13 protein-coding genes are annotated in these 14,375 nt (G+C 62.3%); 7 read left to right on the top strand and 6 right to left on the bottom strand.

The features are described from left to right. Window positions 1-58: 58 nt before the first annotated feature. The gene (locus ACJ2A4_RS04800) at window positions 59-622 is read right to left on the bottom strand and encodes a hypothetical protein (RefSeq protein ID WP_408873828.1); all 564 of its coding nucleotides are present in this window, start codon (window positions 620-622) and stop codon (window positions 59-61) included. Continuing rightward, window positions 619-1,902, bottom strand: coding sequence for an aminopeptidase (locus ACJ2A4_RS04795; protein ID WP_408873827.1), 1,284 nt, complete (start codon window positions 1,900-1,902; stop codon window positions 619-621). Before ACJ2A4_RS04795 ends, ACJ2A4_RS04800 begins: the two co-directional genes overlap by 4 nt. A 54-nt stretch (window positions 1,903-1,956) precedes the next feature. Between ACJ2A4_RS04795 and ACJ2A4_RS04790 the strand changes: the two genes are divergently transcribed. After that, on the top strand, window positions 1,957-2,808 hold the full coding sequence (locus tag ACJ2A4_RS04790) for a glycosyltransferase family 2 protein (RefSeq protein WP_408873826.1): 852 nt from the start codon (window positions 1,957-1,959) through the stop codon (window positions 2,806-2,808). A 52-nt stretch (window positions 2,809-2,860) separates the two neighbouring features. Here the strand turns inward: ACJ2A4_RS04790 and ACJ2A4_RS04785 are convergent, their stop codons facing one another. The 4 genes from ACJ2A4_RS04785 to ACJ2A4_RS04770 form a co-directional block, all read right to left on the bottom strand. Further along, complete coding sequence (locus tag ACJ2A4_RS04785) at window positions 2,861-3,136, bottom strand: hypothetical protein (protein ID WP_024716948.1); 276 nt, start codon at window positions 3,134-3,136, stop codon at window positions 2,861-2,863. Between the two features lie 139 nt (window positions 3,137-3,275). After that, window positions 3,276-4,343 carry a histidinol-phosphate transaminase gene (gene hisC / locus ACJ2A4_RS04780; protein WP_408873825.1) on the bottom strand — a complete coding sequence of 356 codons (1,068 nt, stop codon included), beginning with the start codon at window positions 4,341-4,343 and terminating at the stop codon, window positions 3,276-3,278. Next, window positions 4,340-4,840 carry an ankyrin repeat domain-containing protein gene (locus ACJ2A4_RS04775; protein ID WP_408873824.1) on the bottom strand — a complete coding sequence of 167 codons (501 nt, stop codon included), beginning with the start codon at window positions 4,838-4,840 and terminating at the stop codon, window positions 4,340-4,342. The genes hisC and ACJ2A4_RS04775 overlap by 4 nt, the downstream gene beginning before the upstream one ends. Window positions 4,841-4,891: 51 nt before the next feature. Then, window positions 4,892-5,896, bottom strand: coding sequence for an MBL fold metallo-hydrolase (locus ACJ2A4_RS04770; RefSeq protein ID WP_408874099.1), 1,005 nt, complete (start codon window positions 5,894-5,896; stop codon window positions 4,892-4,894). A 137-nt stretch (window positions 5,897-6,033) separates the two neighbouring features. On the opposite strand from ACJ2A4_RS04770, the gene tkt reads away from it, so the two are divergent. The 6 genes from tkt to rpiA all read left to right on the top strand — a co-directional run bounded on the left by tkt (window position 6,034) and on the right by rpiA (window position 14,375). After that, entirely contained in the window at window positions 6,034-8,091 is a 2,058-nt protein-coding gene (gene tkt, locus ACJ2A4_RS04765; RefSeq protein WP_408873823.1) for a transketolase, read from the top strand. A gap of 12 nt (window positions 8,092-8,103) precedes the next feature. Further along, window positions 8,104-10,977, top strand: a complete 2,874-nt coding sequence (locus ACJ2A4_RS04760; RefSeq protein WP_408873822.1) for a bifunctional transaldolase/phosoglucose isomerase — start codon at window positions 8,104-8,106, stop codon at window positions 10,975-10,977. Window positions 10,978-10,980: 3 nt separating this feature from the next. Further along, on the top strand, window positions 10,981-11,979 hold the full coding sequence (gene gnd, locus ACJ2A4_RS04755) for a phosphogluconate dehydrogenase (NAD(+)-dependent, decarboxylating) (protein WP_408873821.1): 999 nt from the start codon (window positions 10,981-10,983) through the stop codon (window positions 11,977-11,979). Window positions 11,980-12,085: 106 nt separating this feature from the next. Continuing rightward, complete coding sequence (locus ACJ2A4_RS04750; protein ID WP_408873820.1) at window positions 12,086-12,946, top strand: Cof-type HAD-IIB family hydrolase; 861 nt, start codon at window positions 12,086-12,088, stop codon at window positions 12,944-12,946. Next, complete coding sequence (pgl, locus tag ACJ2A4_RS04745; protein ID WP_408873819.1) at window positions 12,943-13,683, top strand: 6-phosphogluconolactonase; 741 nt, start codon at window positions 12,943-12,945, stop codon at window positions 13,681-13,683. The genes ACJ2A4_RS04750 and pgl overlap by 4 nt, the downstream gene beginning before the upstream one ends. Continuing rightward, a complete protein-coding gene (gene rpiA, locus ACJ2A4_RS04740; RefSeq protein WP_408873818.1) occupies window positions 13,680-14,375 on the top strand; it encodes a ribose-5-phosphate isomerase RpiA in 696 nt (231 codons plus the stop codon). Before pgl ends, rpiA begins: the two co-directional genes overlap by 4 nt.

Raw genomic sequence — 14,375 nt, 5'->3', positions numbered from 1 at the left:
GGTTCGCGGGTGAAAGAGACCGTGCCATTCCGCGGAAGGCGCGGCCTCTGTGCCGTTTTCAGTGCGGCGGATTGCCCATGGCCTGCATCAGGGCCGTGACCTGTCCGGGCTGCGCCTTGAACAGGGCGACATTGGACGGGTTGGGGCTTGGCATTCCCGTTGGGAGCTGACCATTGCTGGCGGCGAGCGTCATGCCGAAGGCCGTCATGCCCATAACGAAGGTTTCAGGTGTGCAGCCGTGGCTTTGCAGGACTGGCGCCAGACCCGGAACCTGACTGATCTGCCGGATCGTATCCCCAAGGCTCGTGCCGTGGGAATTGGGGGGCTGGATATTCCGGGCCTGGAGTTCGGCGATCGTTGCTGCGGCCCGGGTCATGAAGTCGGGCGGCAGCGGGTAGTGCATGGCCCGTTCCGTATCGGCGCGGACCTGTGGTGAGACCTGCGGAGCCTGCTGGGCCGGAGCACCCTGAACAGGTGTACTTCCATCAATCTGGGTCTGGCTCTGGCTCGGGACGCCACCCTGATAGGCGGATGGCGGGTAGGTCTGCGCCTGTGCCACCAGTGGCAGCATTACAGCGGAAACGAGAAGGGCCGAGAGCCCTGTCATGCGGGGAAATGTCATGCCTGCACCCATTCGCCAGCGCGCATCAGTGGCACGCGGTTGCCATTCTTGAGACCATCAAGGTCGATCTTGTCCGAACCGATCATCCAGTCAATGTGGATGAGGGAGTCGTTGACGCCGCGCTCCAGCAGTTCTTCCGGCGTCAAGCCTTCGATATCGACCATGCACTTCGTATAGGCCTGACCGAGAGCGATATGGCTGGATGCGTTTTCGTCGAATAGCGTGTTGCGATACAGGATCTTGCTCGCCGAGATGGGCGAGGAGTGCGGCACGAGGGCTACTTCACCGATCCGGGCTGCGCCTTCATCGGTGCTGAGGATGCGCTTGAGCACGTCTTCGCCATGGCTCGCGGATGCTTCGACAATCCGCCCGTTTTCAAAGCGGACCGAGATGTTGTCGATCAGCGTGCCCTGATGGAAAAGCGGCTTGGTGCTGCTGACCCGGCCATCGACCTTGCTGCGATGGGGCGTCGTGAAGATTTCTTCCGTCGGGATATTCGGGTTGCAGACAATGCCGTTACCTGACTTTTCCGAGCCGCCTGCCCAGAGATGGCCATCCGCAAGGCCGACCGTCAGATCGGTGCCGGGGCCGCTGAAATGCAGGGCCTCGAAGCGGCTGTCATTCATGTATTTCGCCCGGGCGTGCAGGCGGGCGTTATGGGCTTTCCACTCGGCGACCGGGTCGGCCACGTCGACGCGGGAGGCCTTGAAGATTCCATCCCACAGGGCGGCGAGCGCCTCATCGGCCGGAAGTTCCGGGAAGACCTGTGCGGCCCAGGCCGGGGTGGCGCAGGCGATGATGTTCCAGTTCACGGCGAACTGCGTGATGATTTCCATCGCCGGGCGGTTGGCCTTGGAATTGGCACGGTTGGCCCGGGAAATGCGCTCGGGATCCTGGCCCTTCAGAAGGGTCGGGTTGGCGCCCGTGATGGCCATGCGGGCTGCTCCTTCGCGGAAAGCGCGGGCCATGCCGTCGGCCAGCCAAGTGGGAGCGACGTCGAAGGCGTCGTCCGGGGCGTGGATGAAGCGGGCCAGCGTGGTCTCGTCATCCGCATACAGCGTCGTCACCAGGGAGGCGCCAGCCTTGTAGGCGTGTTCCGTCACGCGACGGACCAGCGGAACGGCAGCCAGAGGTGCTGTGATGAGAAGCTGCTGGCCCGGCGCGATGTTCAGGCCAACGCGGACGGCAACTTCGCCCAGGCGATCAAGCAGCTGTTCGTGCGAAAAGGTGGAAGGAGCGGACACGTTGGACTCTTTCGCAGTGATCATTCTGTCCGTCATGGTGTGCCCTGTGGCGGCGAAGTGCAAGAGAGCAGCGCAGGCTCAGGCCGTGACGTGACAGGTCTGCGGACGCGCAGTATCGTCGCCGGCATGGAACCCGGACTTCACATTTTCGCCGATGCCGGCGAACCAGACCAGCGACCATTCGATGTTGCGGTCGTCATGCCGAGCCTGCTGCGACCGAGTATCGTCCGGGCACTCCAGTCCATCTTCGCGCAGCAGGGCGGATTGAGGGTCCAGATCATGATCGGTCTGGACTGTGCTCCGGGAGAGGGTGCTGACGAACTGATGCAGCGCGCTGTTGAAGGACGGCCGGCCGGCTGGGTCGTCGAAGTGCTGTGGCCCGGCTATTCCACATCCCAGAGGTATGGCGGATTTGGCCGTGCCAAGGATGGGGGCGTGTTGCGCAGTGTGCTCAGCCAGCTTTCGAATGCGCCGCGGATTGCCTATCTTGATGACGACAACTGGTGGGCGCCGGATCACCTGTCTTCCCTGCTGACGGCAATCGAGGGGCAGGACTGGGCCTGGGCCGGGCGCTGGTTTGTGCATCCGCGGACGCTGCTGCCGATCTGCGAGGATCAGTGGGAGTCTGTTGGGATCGGGGGCGGGATTTTCCGGGAAAGCTATGGCGGGTTTGTCGATCCGAACTGTTTGATGATCGACCGCACACGAGTGCCGGAAGCTCTGGACATGTGGAACCAGCCTCTGGCCGGAGACGGGACACAGATGACGGCCGATCGGAATGTTTTCAGACTGCTGAAGGAGAGGCCGGGCAGGCCGACCGGCGAATATACGGCGTATTATGTCCTGACCGAGACCGACGGGCTTCATCCGGCACGGTTGCGGCTGATGGGGCCGGCGGCCTGGGATGCGGCATCGCGGGAAACGGTCGAGCAGGACGCCTGATGCAAAACGGCCGGTGCAGAAGGGAACTCTGCACCGGCCGTCTCAGCCGCCATTACATGGAGCGGATCGTGTTACGACGCGGCGGGCGGCGCTGGCGGTCGGACTGGGCGTCCGGATTGGCGGCCTTGGCAGCCTTTTCACGCGCGATGGTGCGCAGTTCGACCTCCAGTTCGCGAATGCGGCGCTGGATGCTCTCCTTCAGTGTCGGAGAGGTGTGGGACTTCATGGACGCGATCGTCTCCTTGAGGTCCCGGAGCTGTTTTTCCTTTTCGGCCTGATTGCGGCGAATAGGCTGATTGTCGGACATCTGTCCCTGGAATGCACGCATGTGTTCTGTCTTTCCGCATGAAACATTCACAGACCTCCCGCTCATCCGGGGAATGGCGGGATGGAGCACACGAAAGCGTGCCCGGCTGGCCCTGTCTGGCTCATGATTATGGGGGACGGAGTATTACCGTCCGGTTAATTCAGGATCGGGGAGAGAGGATGTCCCGCAAAGCGTCTGTCAGGCGTATGCACGCCTCGTCCGTTCCGATCGAGATGCGCAGCCAGTCCTGGATGCGCGGGGTTGAGAGATGCCGGACCAGGATCGCCCGCTCGCGCAGTGCGGCGGCGATGTCTCCGGCCCTGTGCTCCGTATGGTGCACAAGAACAAAGTTGGCACAGGATGGCAGGACTTGGAAGCCAAGATTTTCAAGCTCCGGGACCAGCCTGTCACGGCTGGCGATAACGCGCGCCGTGATATCCGCGAGCCATTCGGTATCCTGGATCGCGGCGATGGCCCCGGCCTGTGCCGGGCGGGAAAGGGGATAGGAATTGAAGCTGTCCTTGACCCGGATGAGACCTTCGATCAGCTCCGGGGAGCCAATCGCAAAACCCACACGCAGCCCTGCCAGGGCATAGGACTTGGACAGCGTCTGGACCACCAGAAGATTGTCATACCGGTGTGTCAGTTCAATGGCGGACTGCGCCCCGAAATCGACATAGGCCTCGTCGATGATGACGGTCCGGTCCGGATGACGCTTCAGGAGCGTCTCGATCTGCTCCAGCGGCAGGGCGATGCCCGTGTTGGCGTTGGGATTGGCAACGATGATGCCGCCGCAGTCGCCGGTATAGGCGTCGATGTCGATCGCAAAATCGTCATTGAGCGGGATGTGGCGGAACGGCTGTTCGAACAGGCCGCAATAGACCGGATAGAAGCCGTAGGTCACATCCGAAAACAGGACCGGCGCGTCATCGTGGAAGAGGGCGCGGAAGGCATGGGCCAGTACTTCATCCGAGCCGTTGCCAACGAAAACGCGGTCAGACGTTGTGCCGAAGCGCGCGGCAATGGTGTCGCGCAGAACTGTCGCCGTCGGGTCGGGATACAGGCGCAGGTCGTCGGATGCAGCGTCCCGGATGGCTGCCAGCACTTTCGGGCTTGGACCGTAGGGGAACTCGTTCGTGTTGAGCTTCAGCAGGTCCGCGACTTTTGGCTGCTCGCCGGGGACATAGGGGTGCAGGTCACGGACGCGACGGTTCCAGAAACGGCTCATGCGGGCGTTCCGGTGAACAGGCCGGTCATGAGCTGGCGCTCGGCGAGGTCGCGGGCAGAGACACCATCCGCGTCTTTCAGGTCCGAGTTTGCTCCGGCCGCCAGAAGCTTTCTGGCCATGTCTTCACGGTTGAACATGATGGAGAACATCAGCGGCGTGCGACCGGCATGATTGGCGTGATCCACCTGCGCGCCGTGATCGAGCAGAAGTGTTGCAATGTCGGTCAGGCCCTTGAAGGCCACGCCGGACAGGGCCGTAGCGCCCTTGAGATCGGTGGCTTCCGTATCGGCCTTACGGTCCAGCAGCAGGCGGGTGGCGTCCGCGTGGCCGTTATAGGTGGCGACGATCAGCGCGGTATAGCCGCGGCTGTCGGGCGTATCGATGGCCATGCCGGCGTCCAGAAACTGGGTCAGGAGGTCGGTATCGCCTTCACGGGCCGCGTCGATGAACAGGGCGGTGATCTGGTCTGACGTGAAAGTGACGTTCTGGGCGTTCATGACGGTTTCCACATGGCGGTGTCCCCTCGCGGGGTGTTGTCGGAGGAGAGGTTAGCTTTTTGTGTCAGCGGGCGGAAGGGTGAGGCTTTCACCGTTCTCCAATGCCCGGAACGGACGTCCGGCTCCGCGGCTGGCGAATTCCAGACGGGTGGGGGGCTCCAGAATGGCCTCGTCGGTCAGCTGGAAGGTTCCGAAATGGATGGGCAGCCCCTGTTTTGCCCTGAGTGTATCAAAGGCCATGAGGGCTTCTTCGGGCGACATATGGACACGGCGCATGAGATCGCGCGGGTCATAGGCGCCGATGGGCAGGATGGCGAGGTCGATGTCCGGCCAGCGGCGGTGGATCGCGTCGAAATGCTTGCCCCAGGCCGTGTCGCCCGCGAAAAACACCGTGTGGCCATCTGCTTCGATCGTAAAGCCGCCCCAGAGCGCACGGTTGGCATCAAACGGCGTGCGGGCGCTGCCATGCAGGGCCGGGGTGGCCGTGATGCGGGCGCCGTCATCGGTTGTGCTTTCCCACCAGTCCAGCTCGGCAATGCGCGGCAGACCGGCCTTTTCCAGATGGCGGCGGTTGCCGGGGAGCGACAGGCAGAGCGGGTCGTCACGCTCGGCCAGAGCGCGCAGGCTCGGCAGGTCCATGTGGTCGTAATGGCAGTGCGAGACGAGGTTGATGTCGATGCGGGGCAGGGCATCGAGGGTGATGCCGGGCGGACGGACGCGACGGGGACCGAAACTGCGGAAGGGGGAGCAGCGTTCGGAGAAGACCGGATCAGTGATGATCCGCAGGGGCGCGCGTCCTGTGCGGCCAAACTGGAGCAGAACGGTCGCATGACCGATAAATGTAACGCAGCATTCCCCCGGAGCGGGCGTAACCTGCGGGTAGGCTTTCTGGGGCGGCAGGGCATCCGGCCAGCGGGGACGCAGCCCCATCTGCCATCTGAAGATGTTTCCGATCCGCTGGGATGTCTTGCGGGCCGTACGTGTCTCGTCGGGACGCCAGGCCTCTGGGTTTCGGTAATGACGCCCGTCGAAATGTGACAGGTTGTCATCAAGCACAAGAGCGTGTTTCACAATATGGTTTACCAATCAGCCATTGCGTCCGGCGCGACTTCGCGTCATGCCGTGGCAGCAGAATGTGCGGGAGATATCGTTGCGTTTCTTCCCGTCAGTCACAAGCCGGAGACCCCATTCCGATGAGTACGCTTCCCCAACTCGCCATCAATACGATCCGTACCCTTTCGATGGAAGGTGTCGAACGCGCCAATTCCGGCCATCCCGGCACAGCCATGGCGCTTGCCCCGGCAATGTATGCGGTGTGGCAGCATGACCTGAAGTACGATCCGGCCGATCCGTGCTGGCCGGCGCGTGACCGTTTCGTCCTTTCGGTCGGTCATGCCTCCATGCTGCTGTACTCCACCCTGTTCCTGACGGGGGTGAAGGACATCCAGGACGGCAAGGTCGTCGACGCACCCTCCCTGACGGTGGAAGACCTCTCCCAGTTCCGCCAGCTGAACTCCAAGACGCCGGGCCATCCGGAATACCGCTTTACCGCTGGAGTCGAGACCACGACCGGTCCGCTCGGGCAGGGTTGCGGCAATTCCGTCGGCATGGCCATCGCACAGAAATGGATGTCCGCGCGCTATGACCGTCCGGGCTTCAAGCTGTTCGACTACCATGTGACGGTGTTCTGTGGTGATGGCGACATGATGGAAGGCGTGGCCTCCGAAGCCGCTTCCACGGCCGGTCACCTTGCGCTGGGCAATCTGACCTGGATCTATGATTCCAATCAGATCTCCATCGAGGGCTCGACGGATCTGGCCTTCACGGAAAATGTGGGCAAGCGCTTCGAGGCCTATGGCTGGCATGTGCAGACCCTGACGGACGGCAATGACGTTGACGCTATTATCGCTGCGCTGAAGGCCGCCCGTGCGGTGACGGATCGCCCGAGCATGATCGTTCTCAGGACGGTCATTGGTTATGGCGCACCCAAGAAGGCCGGTACAGCTTCGGCGCATGGTGAGCCGCTGGGTGCGGAAGAACTCAAGGGTGCGAAGAAGGCCTATGGCTGGCCGGAAGACGCTCCGGATTTCTATGTGCCGGACGGCGTGAAGGAGCACTTCGCCGAGGGCCTCGGCAAGCGTGGCGCGGAAGCCCATGCGGAATGGCGCGAGCTGTTCTCGTCCTATCGCGAGGCGCATCCGGAGCTTGCAGCTGAAATCGACTGCATCATCGAGCATCGTCTGCCGGAAGGCTGGGACAAGGACATCCCGACCTTCGACGCAGATGCGAAGGGCATTGCCTCGCGTGCAAGCTCGGGTCAGGTGCTGAACGCGGTTGCGAAGAACCTGCCCTGGATGATCGGTGGTTCTGCTGACCTGACGCCGTCCACCAAGACGGACATCAAGGGCGGCGGCTCCTTCCAGCCGGAAAAATGGAATGGCAGCTATGGCGGCCGGAACATCCATTTCGGTGTGCGCGAACATGCGATGGGCTCGATCTGCAATGGCATCGCGCTGTCGGGTATCCGCGCTTACGGTTCGGGCTTCCTGATCTTCTCCGATTACATGAAGGCCCCGATCCGTCTGTCGGCCATCATGGAACTGCCGGTTCTGTACATCTTTACGCATGACTCCATCGGTGTGGGTGAAGACGGGCCGACGCATCAGCCGATCGAGCAGCTTGCCCAGCTGCGTGCCACGCCGGGCATCATGACGATCCGTCCGTCCGACGCCAATGAAGTGGCCGAAGCCTGGCGCACGCTGATCCCGATGACGCACAAGCCGGCCGTGCTGGCGCTGAGCCGTCAGAACCTGCCGACGATTGACCGCACGAAATACGCCTCCGCCGCCGGTCTGGCGAAGGGTGGCTATGTGCTGGCGAGCTGTGATGGCAAGCCGGACGTGATCCTGATCGCTTCGGGTTCGGAAGTCGGCCTCGTGGTCTCTGCTTACGAGAAGCTTACGGAAGAGGGCGTCAGGGCCCGCGTCGTGTCCCTGCCGAGCTTTGACCTGTTCGAAGAGCAGAGTCAGGAATACCGCGATTCCGTGCTGCCGCCGGATGTGATCGGTCGCGTGGCGGTTGAGCAGGCCGCGGCTTTCGGCTGGGATCGTTATGTCGGTCTCGGTGGCGCGATCATCGCCATGAACACGTTCGGTGCGTCGGCTCCGGCCTCTGCACTTCTTACGAAATTCGGTTTCACGCCTGAGGCAGTCTATGACGCGGCAAAGCGTCAGGCTCTGCGCGGCAAGTAAGGGAGAGATCCTGTGGCAGACACAATCTCCAACACCGGTCTGAACGAAGTCGGCAGCGTGCTGCGCGACCTTGAGAAATACGGTCAGTCTCCCTGGCTGGACTTCATCCAGCGCAGCTTCACGGAGAATGGCAGCCTCCGCAAGCTGGTGGACGAGGACGGCCTGCGTGGCGTGACGTCCAACCCGGCCATCTTCGAGAAGGCCATCGGGCACGGCACGGAATACGATCCCCAGATCCGCAAGCTGCTCGAAGGCGAGGGGCTCTCTCCGGGCGAACTGTACGAGCGTCTGGCGATCGACGACATCCGCGCGGCCTGCGCGGTGCTCGATCCGGTGTTCGAAAAGACCAAGGGGATGGACGGCTATGTCAGCCTCGAAGTCTCGCCCTATCTGGCCTTTGACGCCCATGGGACCATCACCGAAGCGCGCCGTCTGTGGAAAGCGGTCGGGCGCCAGAACCTGATGATCAAGATCCCGGGCACGGCAGAAGGCACGGGTGCCATCCGCGAGGCCATTGCGGACGGCATCAATGTCAACGTGACGCTGCTGTTCTCACTGGAGGCTTACAAGGCGGTTCTGGAAGCCTATATTTCCGGTCTTGAAGCCCGTGTGGCCCGTGGCGAGGATGTCTCGCGCATTTCCAGCGTGGCCTCGTTCTTCGTCAGCCGTATCGACGGCAAGATCGACGCGGAAATTGACCGTCGCGTTGCAGCGGGTGATCCGGAAGCCGAAGCCCTGAAGGCCATTCGCGGCAAGGTTGCGATCGCCAATGCGAAGATGGCGTATCAGTACTATCTGGAAGTCCGCAACAGCCCGCGCTGGAAGGCACTGGCCGAGAAGAATGCCAATCCGCAGCGCCTGCTGTGGGCCAGCACCGGCACCAAGGACAAGGCCTATTCCGACGTCCTGTATGTTGAGGAGCTGATCGGTCCCGAGACGGTCAACACCATCCCACCCGCAACCTTCGATGCCTATCGCGATCACGGCAAGTCCCGTGCGAGCCTGACGGAGAACGTCGATCAGGCGCGGCATGTGATGGCCGAGGCCGAGCGCCTCGGACTGGGTCTGGACGGCATCACCGCCAAGCTGGTCAAGGATGGTTGTGCGGCATTCAGCGTCTCGTTCGATACGCTGCTGACGGCCGTTGCCACCAAGCGCGAGGCCGTGCTGGGTGATCGTCTCCTGCGGGTCAGCGCCGACCTTCCGCCCGATCTGCGCGATAACGTTGCCGCCGCCGAAAAGGACTGGAGCCATAGTGGCGGTCTGCGTCGCATCTGGAAGAAGGACCCGTCCGTCTGGACGAATGGTCCGGAAGCCGGGTGGCTGAACTGGCTGACGGTTGTGCAGGATCGTCTGTGGCATATTGAGGAGCTGGAAGTTCTGGCCCGCGATGTCCGCAGTCGCGGCTTCAAGGACATCCTGCTTCTGGGCATGGGTGGTTCGAGCCTTGGTCCCGAGGTGCTTGCCGAGACGTTCGGAAAGCGCGAAGGCTGGCCGAAGCTGCATGTGCTCGACAGCACCGACCCGCAGCAGGTTACGGCGTTCGAGAAGGCCATTGATCCGAAGAACACGCTGTTCATCGTGGCCAGCAAGTCCGGCGGCACGCTGGAGCCGAACATCCTGTTTGCGCATTTCTGGCAGGTGGCGGGACAGGCTCTGGGCAAGAAGCCGGGTGACAGCTTCATCGCCATCACCGATCCGGGCTTGCACATGCAGAAAGTGGCCGAGGAAAACGGCTTCTGGCGCATTTTCTACGGCGATCCGAAAATTGGTGGCCGCTATTCGGTTCTGTCCAATTTCGGTCTGGTCCCGGCAGCTGCGAGCGGCATCGATGTCCGCAAGCTGCTGACGGTCACGCGCCTGATGGTGGAATCCTGTGACGGAAGCGCACCGCCTTCGGCCAATCCGGGTGCGGTTCTGGGCCTGATCCTGGGACATGCCGCGCACTGCTTTAATCGTGACAAGGTCACGATCCTGGCCTCCGAAGGCATTGCCTCGCTTGGGGCCTGGCTGGAACAGCTGATCGCCGAGAGCACGGGCAAAAAAGGTCTGGGCCTTATTCCCATCGACGAGGAAGAACTCGGCACGCCTGACATGTATGGCACCGACCGTGTCTTCGTAGACCTGCTTCTGGGCGACGATGTACCAGACAGCCGCCTTGGCGCCCTGCGTGCTGCCGGTGCGCCGGTGGTCACCATCCGTCTGGCGGACAAGGCCCAGATCGGGCAGGCCTTCTTCCTGTTCGAGTTCGCCACGGCTGTGGCAGGCGCAGTTCTGGGGATCGACCCGTTCGATCAGCCGGACGTGGAATTCAGCAAGCTCGAAACGCGCAAGCTGACCTCGGCTTATGCTGAAACAGGTTCGCTGCCGCCGGAAACGCCATTCGCCAAGGACGGCCCGCTGTCTTTCTATGCGGATGAAAAGAACACGGAAGCCTTTGCGAACAAGAGCGATGCGGTCTCCATCCTCAAGGCACTGTTCGATCGCGTGAAGGCTGGTGACTATGTCGGGCTGCTCGCCTATATCAGGCGCGATCAGCAGACACGGGACTGGGCACAGTCCGTTCGCATGGAGCTCCGGGATGCGCTGAAGGTGGCGACAGCTGCCGAATTCGGGCCCCGGTTCCTGCACTCGACGGGCCAGGCCTACAAAGGCGGCCCCGACAGTGGCGTGTTCCTGCAGGTCACGGCAACGGATGCGGCGGATGTGCCGGTTCCGGGCCATGGCTTCAGCTTCAGTGTCGTGAAAGCGGCACAGGCGCGAGGCGATTTCGAGGTGCTCGCGGCCCGTGGTCGTCGTGCCCTCCGCGTTCATATCGATGGACCGTTGGAGGACGGGCTGAAGGCTCTGGAAACGGCGATCCACAAAGCACTGGCAGGAGCATAAGTCATGCGGATCGGAATCATCGGACTGGGACGGATGGGCGGCAATATTGCCGTCCGTCTGACCCGGCATGGACATGATGTCGTCGTGCATGACCGCACGCCGGAAGTGACCACCTCCGTCGTCGGACGGTGTGAAGCCGGGCGCGCAACGCCTGCCGACACGCTGGCCGACGTGGCAAAGCTCCTTGAAGGCGACGAGCACCGCGTGGTGTGGGTCATGCTGCCGGCCGGCGCCATCACCGAGGACTGCGTCCAGCAGCTCGGTGGCCTTCTGGGTCGCGGCGACATCATCATTGATGGCGGTAACACCTACTACAAGGACGATGTCCGCCGTTCGGCCGAACTGGCTGAAAAGGGCATTTCTTATGTTGATGTCGGGACTTCAGGCGGTGTCTGGGGTCTGGAACGCGGCTACTGCATGATGTTCGGCGGCACGAAAGAGACTGCCGAATACATCGATCCGATCCTCAGCGCTCTGGCGCCGGGCATCGGGGATGTGCCGCGTACGCCTGGCCGTGACGAGGCGGGTCATGATCCGCGGGCCGAGCAGGGCTATCTGCATTGTGGTCCTGCCGGTTCGGGCCATTTTGTGAAGATGGTCCATAACGGCATTGAATACGGCATGATGCAGGCCTTCGCCGAAGGCTTCGACATCATAAAGAGCAAGAACTCCCCGATCCTCGCGGAAAAGGACCGGTTCGAGCTCAACATGGGCGATATCGCCGAAGTCTGGCGTCGCGGCAGTGTCGTGTCGTCCTGGCTGCTCGATTTGACAGCCGAGGCCCTGACGCGTTCGGAGACCCTCAACGAATTCTCCGGCGAAGTTGCGGATTCCGGTGAAGGTCGCTGGACGATCGAAGCCGCCATTGAGGAAGACGTGCCGGCCCCGGTCATGACGGCCGCGCTGTTTACGCGCTTCCGTTCTCGGTCGGGTAATAATTTTGCTGAGAAGGTTCTCTCGGCACAGCGTTTCGGTTTCGGCGGACACGTCGAGAAGAAATAAGCCTGCGCCCCTCATGGGCAATGACTGGCTGGCAGGGTATGGTTTTGCCATTGCTGACCAGCCAGCCCCCGCAAAGACTCTGACGGGGGTTTTTACAGGGGCTCCTATGTCCGTTGACCTCGACGCCATCCATGCGGCTCTTCCGCCACTGCCACAGACCATCAGGATGGTCGTGTCCGACATGGATGGAACCCTCCTGACGCCAGACAAAACCATCGCGCCTTCGACGGTGGCCATGGTCAAAGTGCTCCAGGAGCGCGGGATTCCCCTCTGCCTGGCCAGCGCACGGCCACCTGCCGCCATGATTCCCTATATCGGGCAGCTTGGTTTGACCGGGCAGAATGCCGGCTTCAATGGTGGCATCATCTTCAAACCCGACGGCACCACGTCCGTCAGCCGTGTTCTGTCTCCGGATGTGCTGTCGATCGTGCATGACATGCTGCATCTGCACGGGATCGAGACCTGGTTCCTGCGACAGTCCTACTGGATGGTGAGGGACGCCTATACGCCCTTCGTCCAGCACGAACAGGGTATTACCGGCCTGACGCCGCATCAGGTTCCTGATCTTCGCAAGGAGTTCGAGGGGATCGGCAAGGTCATGGGCGTGAGCAGCGATACCAGTCTGCTTCAGGACGTCGAGACCGAGCTTGGCGCCATGCTTCAGGGCGATGCGAGCGTGCGTCGTTCTTCCGATATTCTTCTCGACGTGACGCCGGCCCTGGCCAACAAGGGCGAGGCTGTTCGCGAACTGGCGCTTGCCCATGGCATTGCGCCGCATGAGGTTGCCTGTCTTGGCGATGCCCATAATGACCTGCCGATGTTTTCGGTCGCGGGTCTGGGCATTGCGATGGGGCAGGCTGAAGACGATGTGAAAGCCGCCGCGCAGGTTCTCACAGACACCAACGAGCGCGATGGCTGGGCCAAGGCCGTCGAGCGCTACATCCTGCCGAGAGTTCCCAATCCATGACCACCGACATCCGTGCCGCCACGCTGGAAACCCTCCCTGATTCTGAAGCCGTTGCCCTGCGGATGGCCGATCTTCTCGTCGAAGGGATCCTGGCCAAGACGGATGGCCCGTTCCGGGTCGCCCTGTCTGGCGGCTCCACGCCCAAGCGCCTGTTCGAGATCCTGGCCACGCCGTCCCGTGCAAAGCTGATCCCGTGGGAGCGTGTCGAGATTTTCTACGGCGACGAGCGCCACGTGCCGGAAGGTCATGCCGACAGCAATCACACGGTCGGTCAGTCCGTCCTGCTGTCACGCGTTCCGGTGCCGGCGCAGAACGTCCACGCTATCCCGACCGGTGGTACGGCGGAAGAGGATGCGAAGGCTTACGAAAAGACCCTTCAGACCGCTTATGGCTCCGCAACGCTCGATCCGGAGCGCCCGCTGTTTGATCTGGTCATGCTGGGGCTGGGCACTGATGGTCATACGGCATCGCTGTTTCCGGAGCAGCTGGTTCTGAAGGAGCGGACGGCATGGGTTGGAACGGCCGCACCGTCCACAGCACCTTACGAGCGCATTACGCTCACCTATCCCGCCATCCAGTCCAGCGCGCTGGTTGTGTTCCTCGTGACGGGCGCCTCCAAGGTCGAGATGCTCGAGCGTCTGGTCGAGGGCGACAGTTCCATCCCGTCTGCACGGGTGACGAGCGAAGGACGGATCATCATTCTTGCGGACCGCGCTGCGGTGGGAGAGGGCGCATGAGCGGAACGGATATGAACGTTCACAAGCGCACGGCAGCGCGTGAAGCTGCGGACATGGTCAAGAGCGGCATGGTCGTGGGGCTCGGGACCGGCAGCACGGCGGCTTACATGATCGAGCGTCTGGGTGAGCGCGTTAAGGAAGGTCTGGAGATCTTCGGCATTCCGACGTCCGATGACAGCGAAGACAAGGCGCTCAAGGCCGGGATTCCGCTGACCGATTTCGGGGCGCATCGTCGGATTGATATTGCCATTGATGGTGCGGACGAGGTCCAGCGCGGTTCGCTTAATCTCATCAAGGGGCTGGGCGGGGCGTTGCTGCGCGAGAAGATCGTGGCGCAGGCGGCCAAGCGGTTCGTAGTGATCGTGGACGGCACCAAGCCCGTGGACCTGCTGGGCGAACGGGCGCCAGTGCCGGTGGAAGTCATTTCCTTCGGCTGGGAATGCACGGCAGAACGTCTGGCAGCCTGTGGCGCACGCGGCGTGAAGCCAAGAACGGACCGGGCCGGATCGCTGTTCGTGACCGATACTGGCAATATGATTCTGGACTGCCATTTCGGTCTGATCGAGGAGCCTGAGAAGCTGGCTGAAAAAATCGACCGGATTGTCGGTGTTGTGGAGCACGGCATGTTTCTCAACATGGCGTCCGAAGTCCTCGTAGCGACGCCGGACGGCGTGGAGCACTGGGAGCCATGA

Origin of the sequence: Gluconobacter roseus (assembly GCF_046058915.1) — a bacterium.
Taxonomy (GTDB): domain Bacteria; phylum Pseudomonadota; class Alphaproteobacteria; order Acetobacterales; family Acetobacteraceae; genus Gluconobacter; species Gluconobacter roseus_A.
This window is presented reverse-complemented; position numbering and strand designations above follow the sequence as displayed.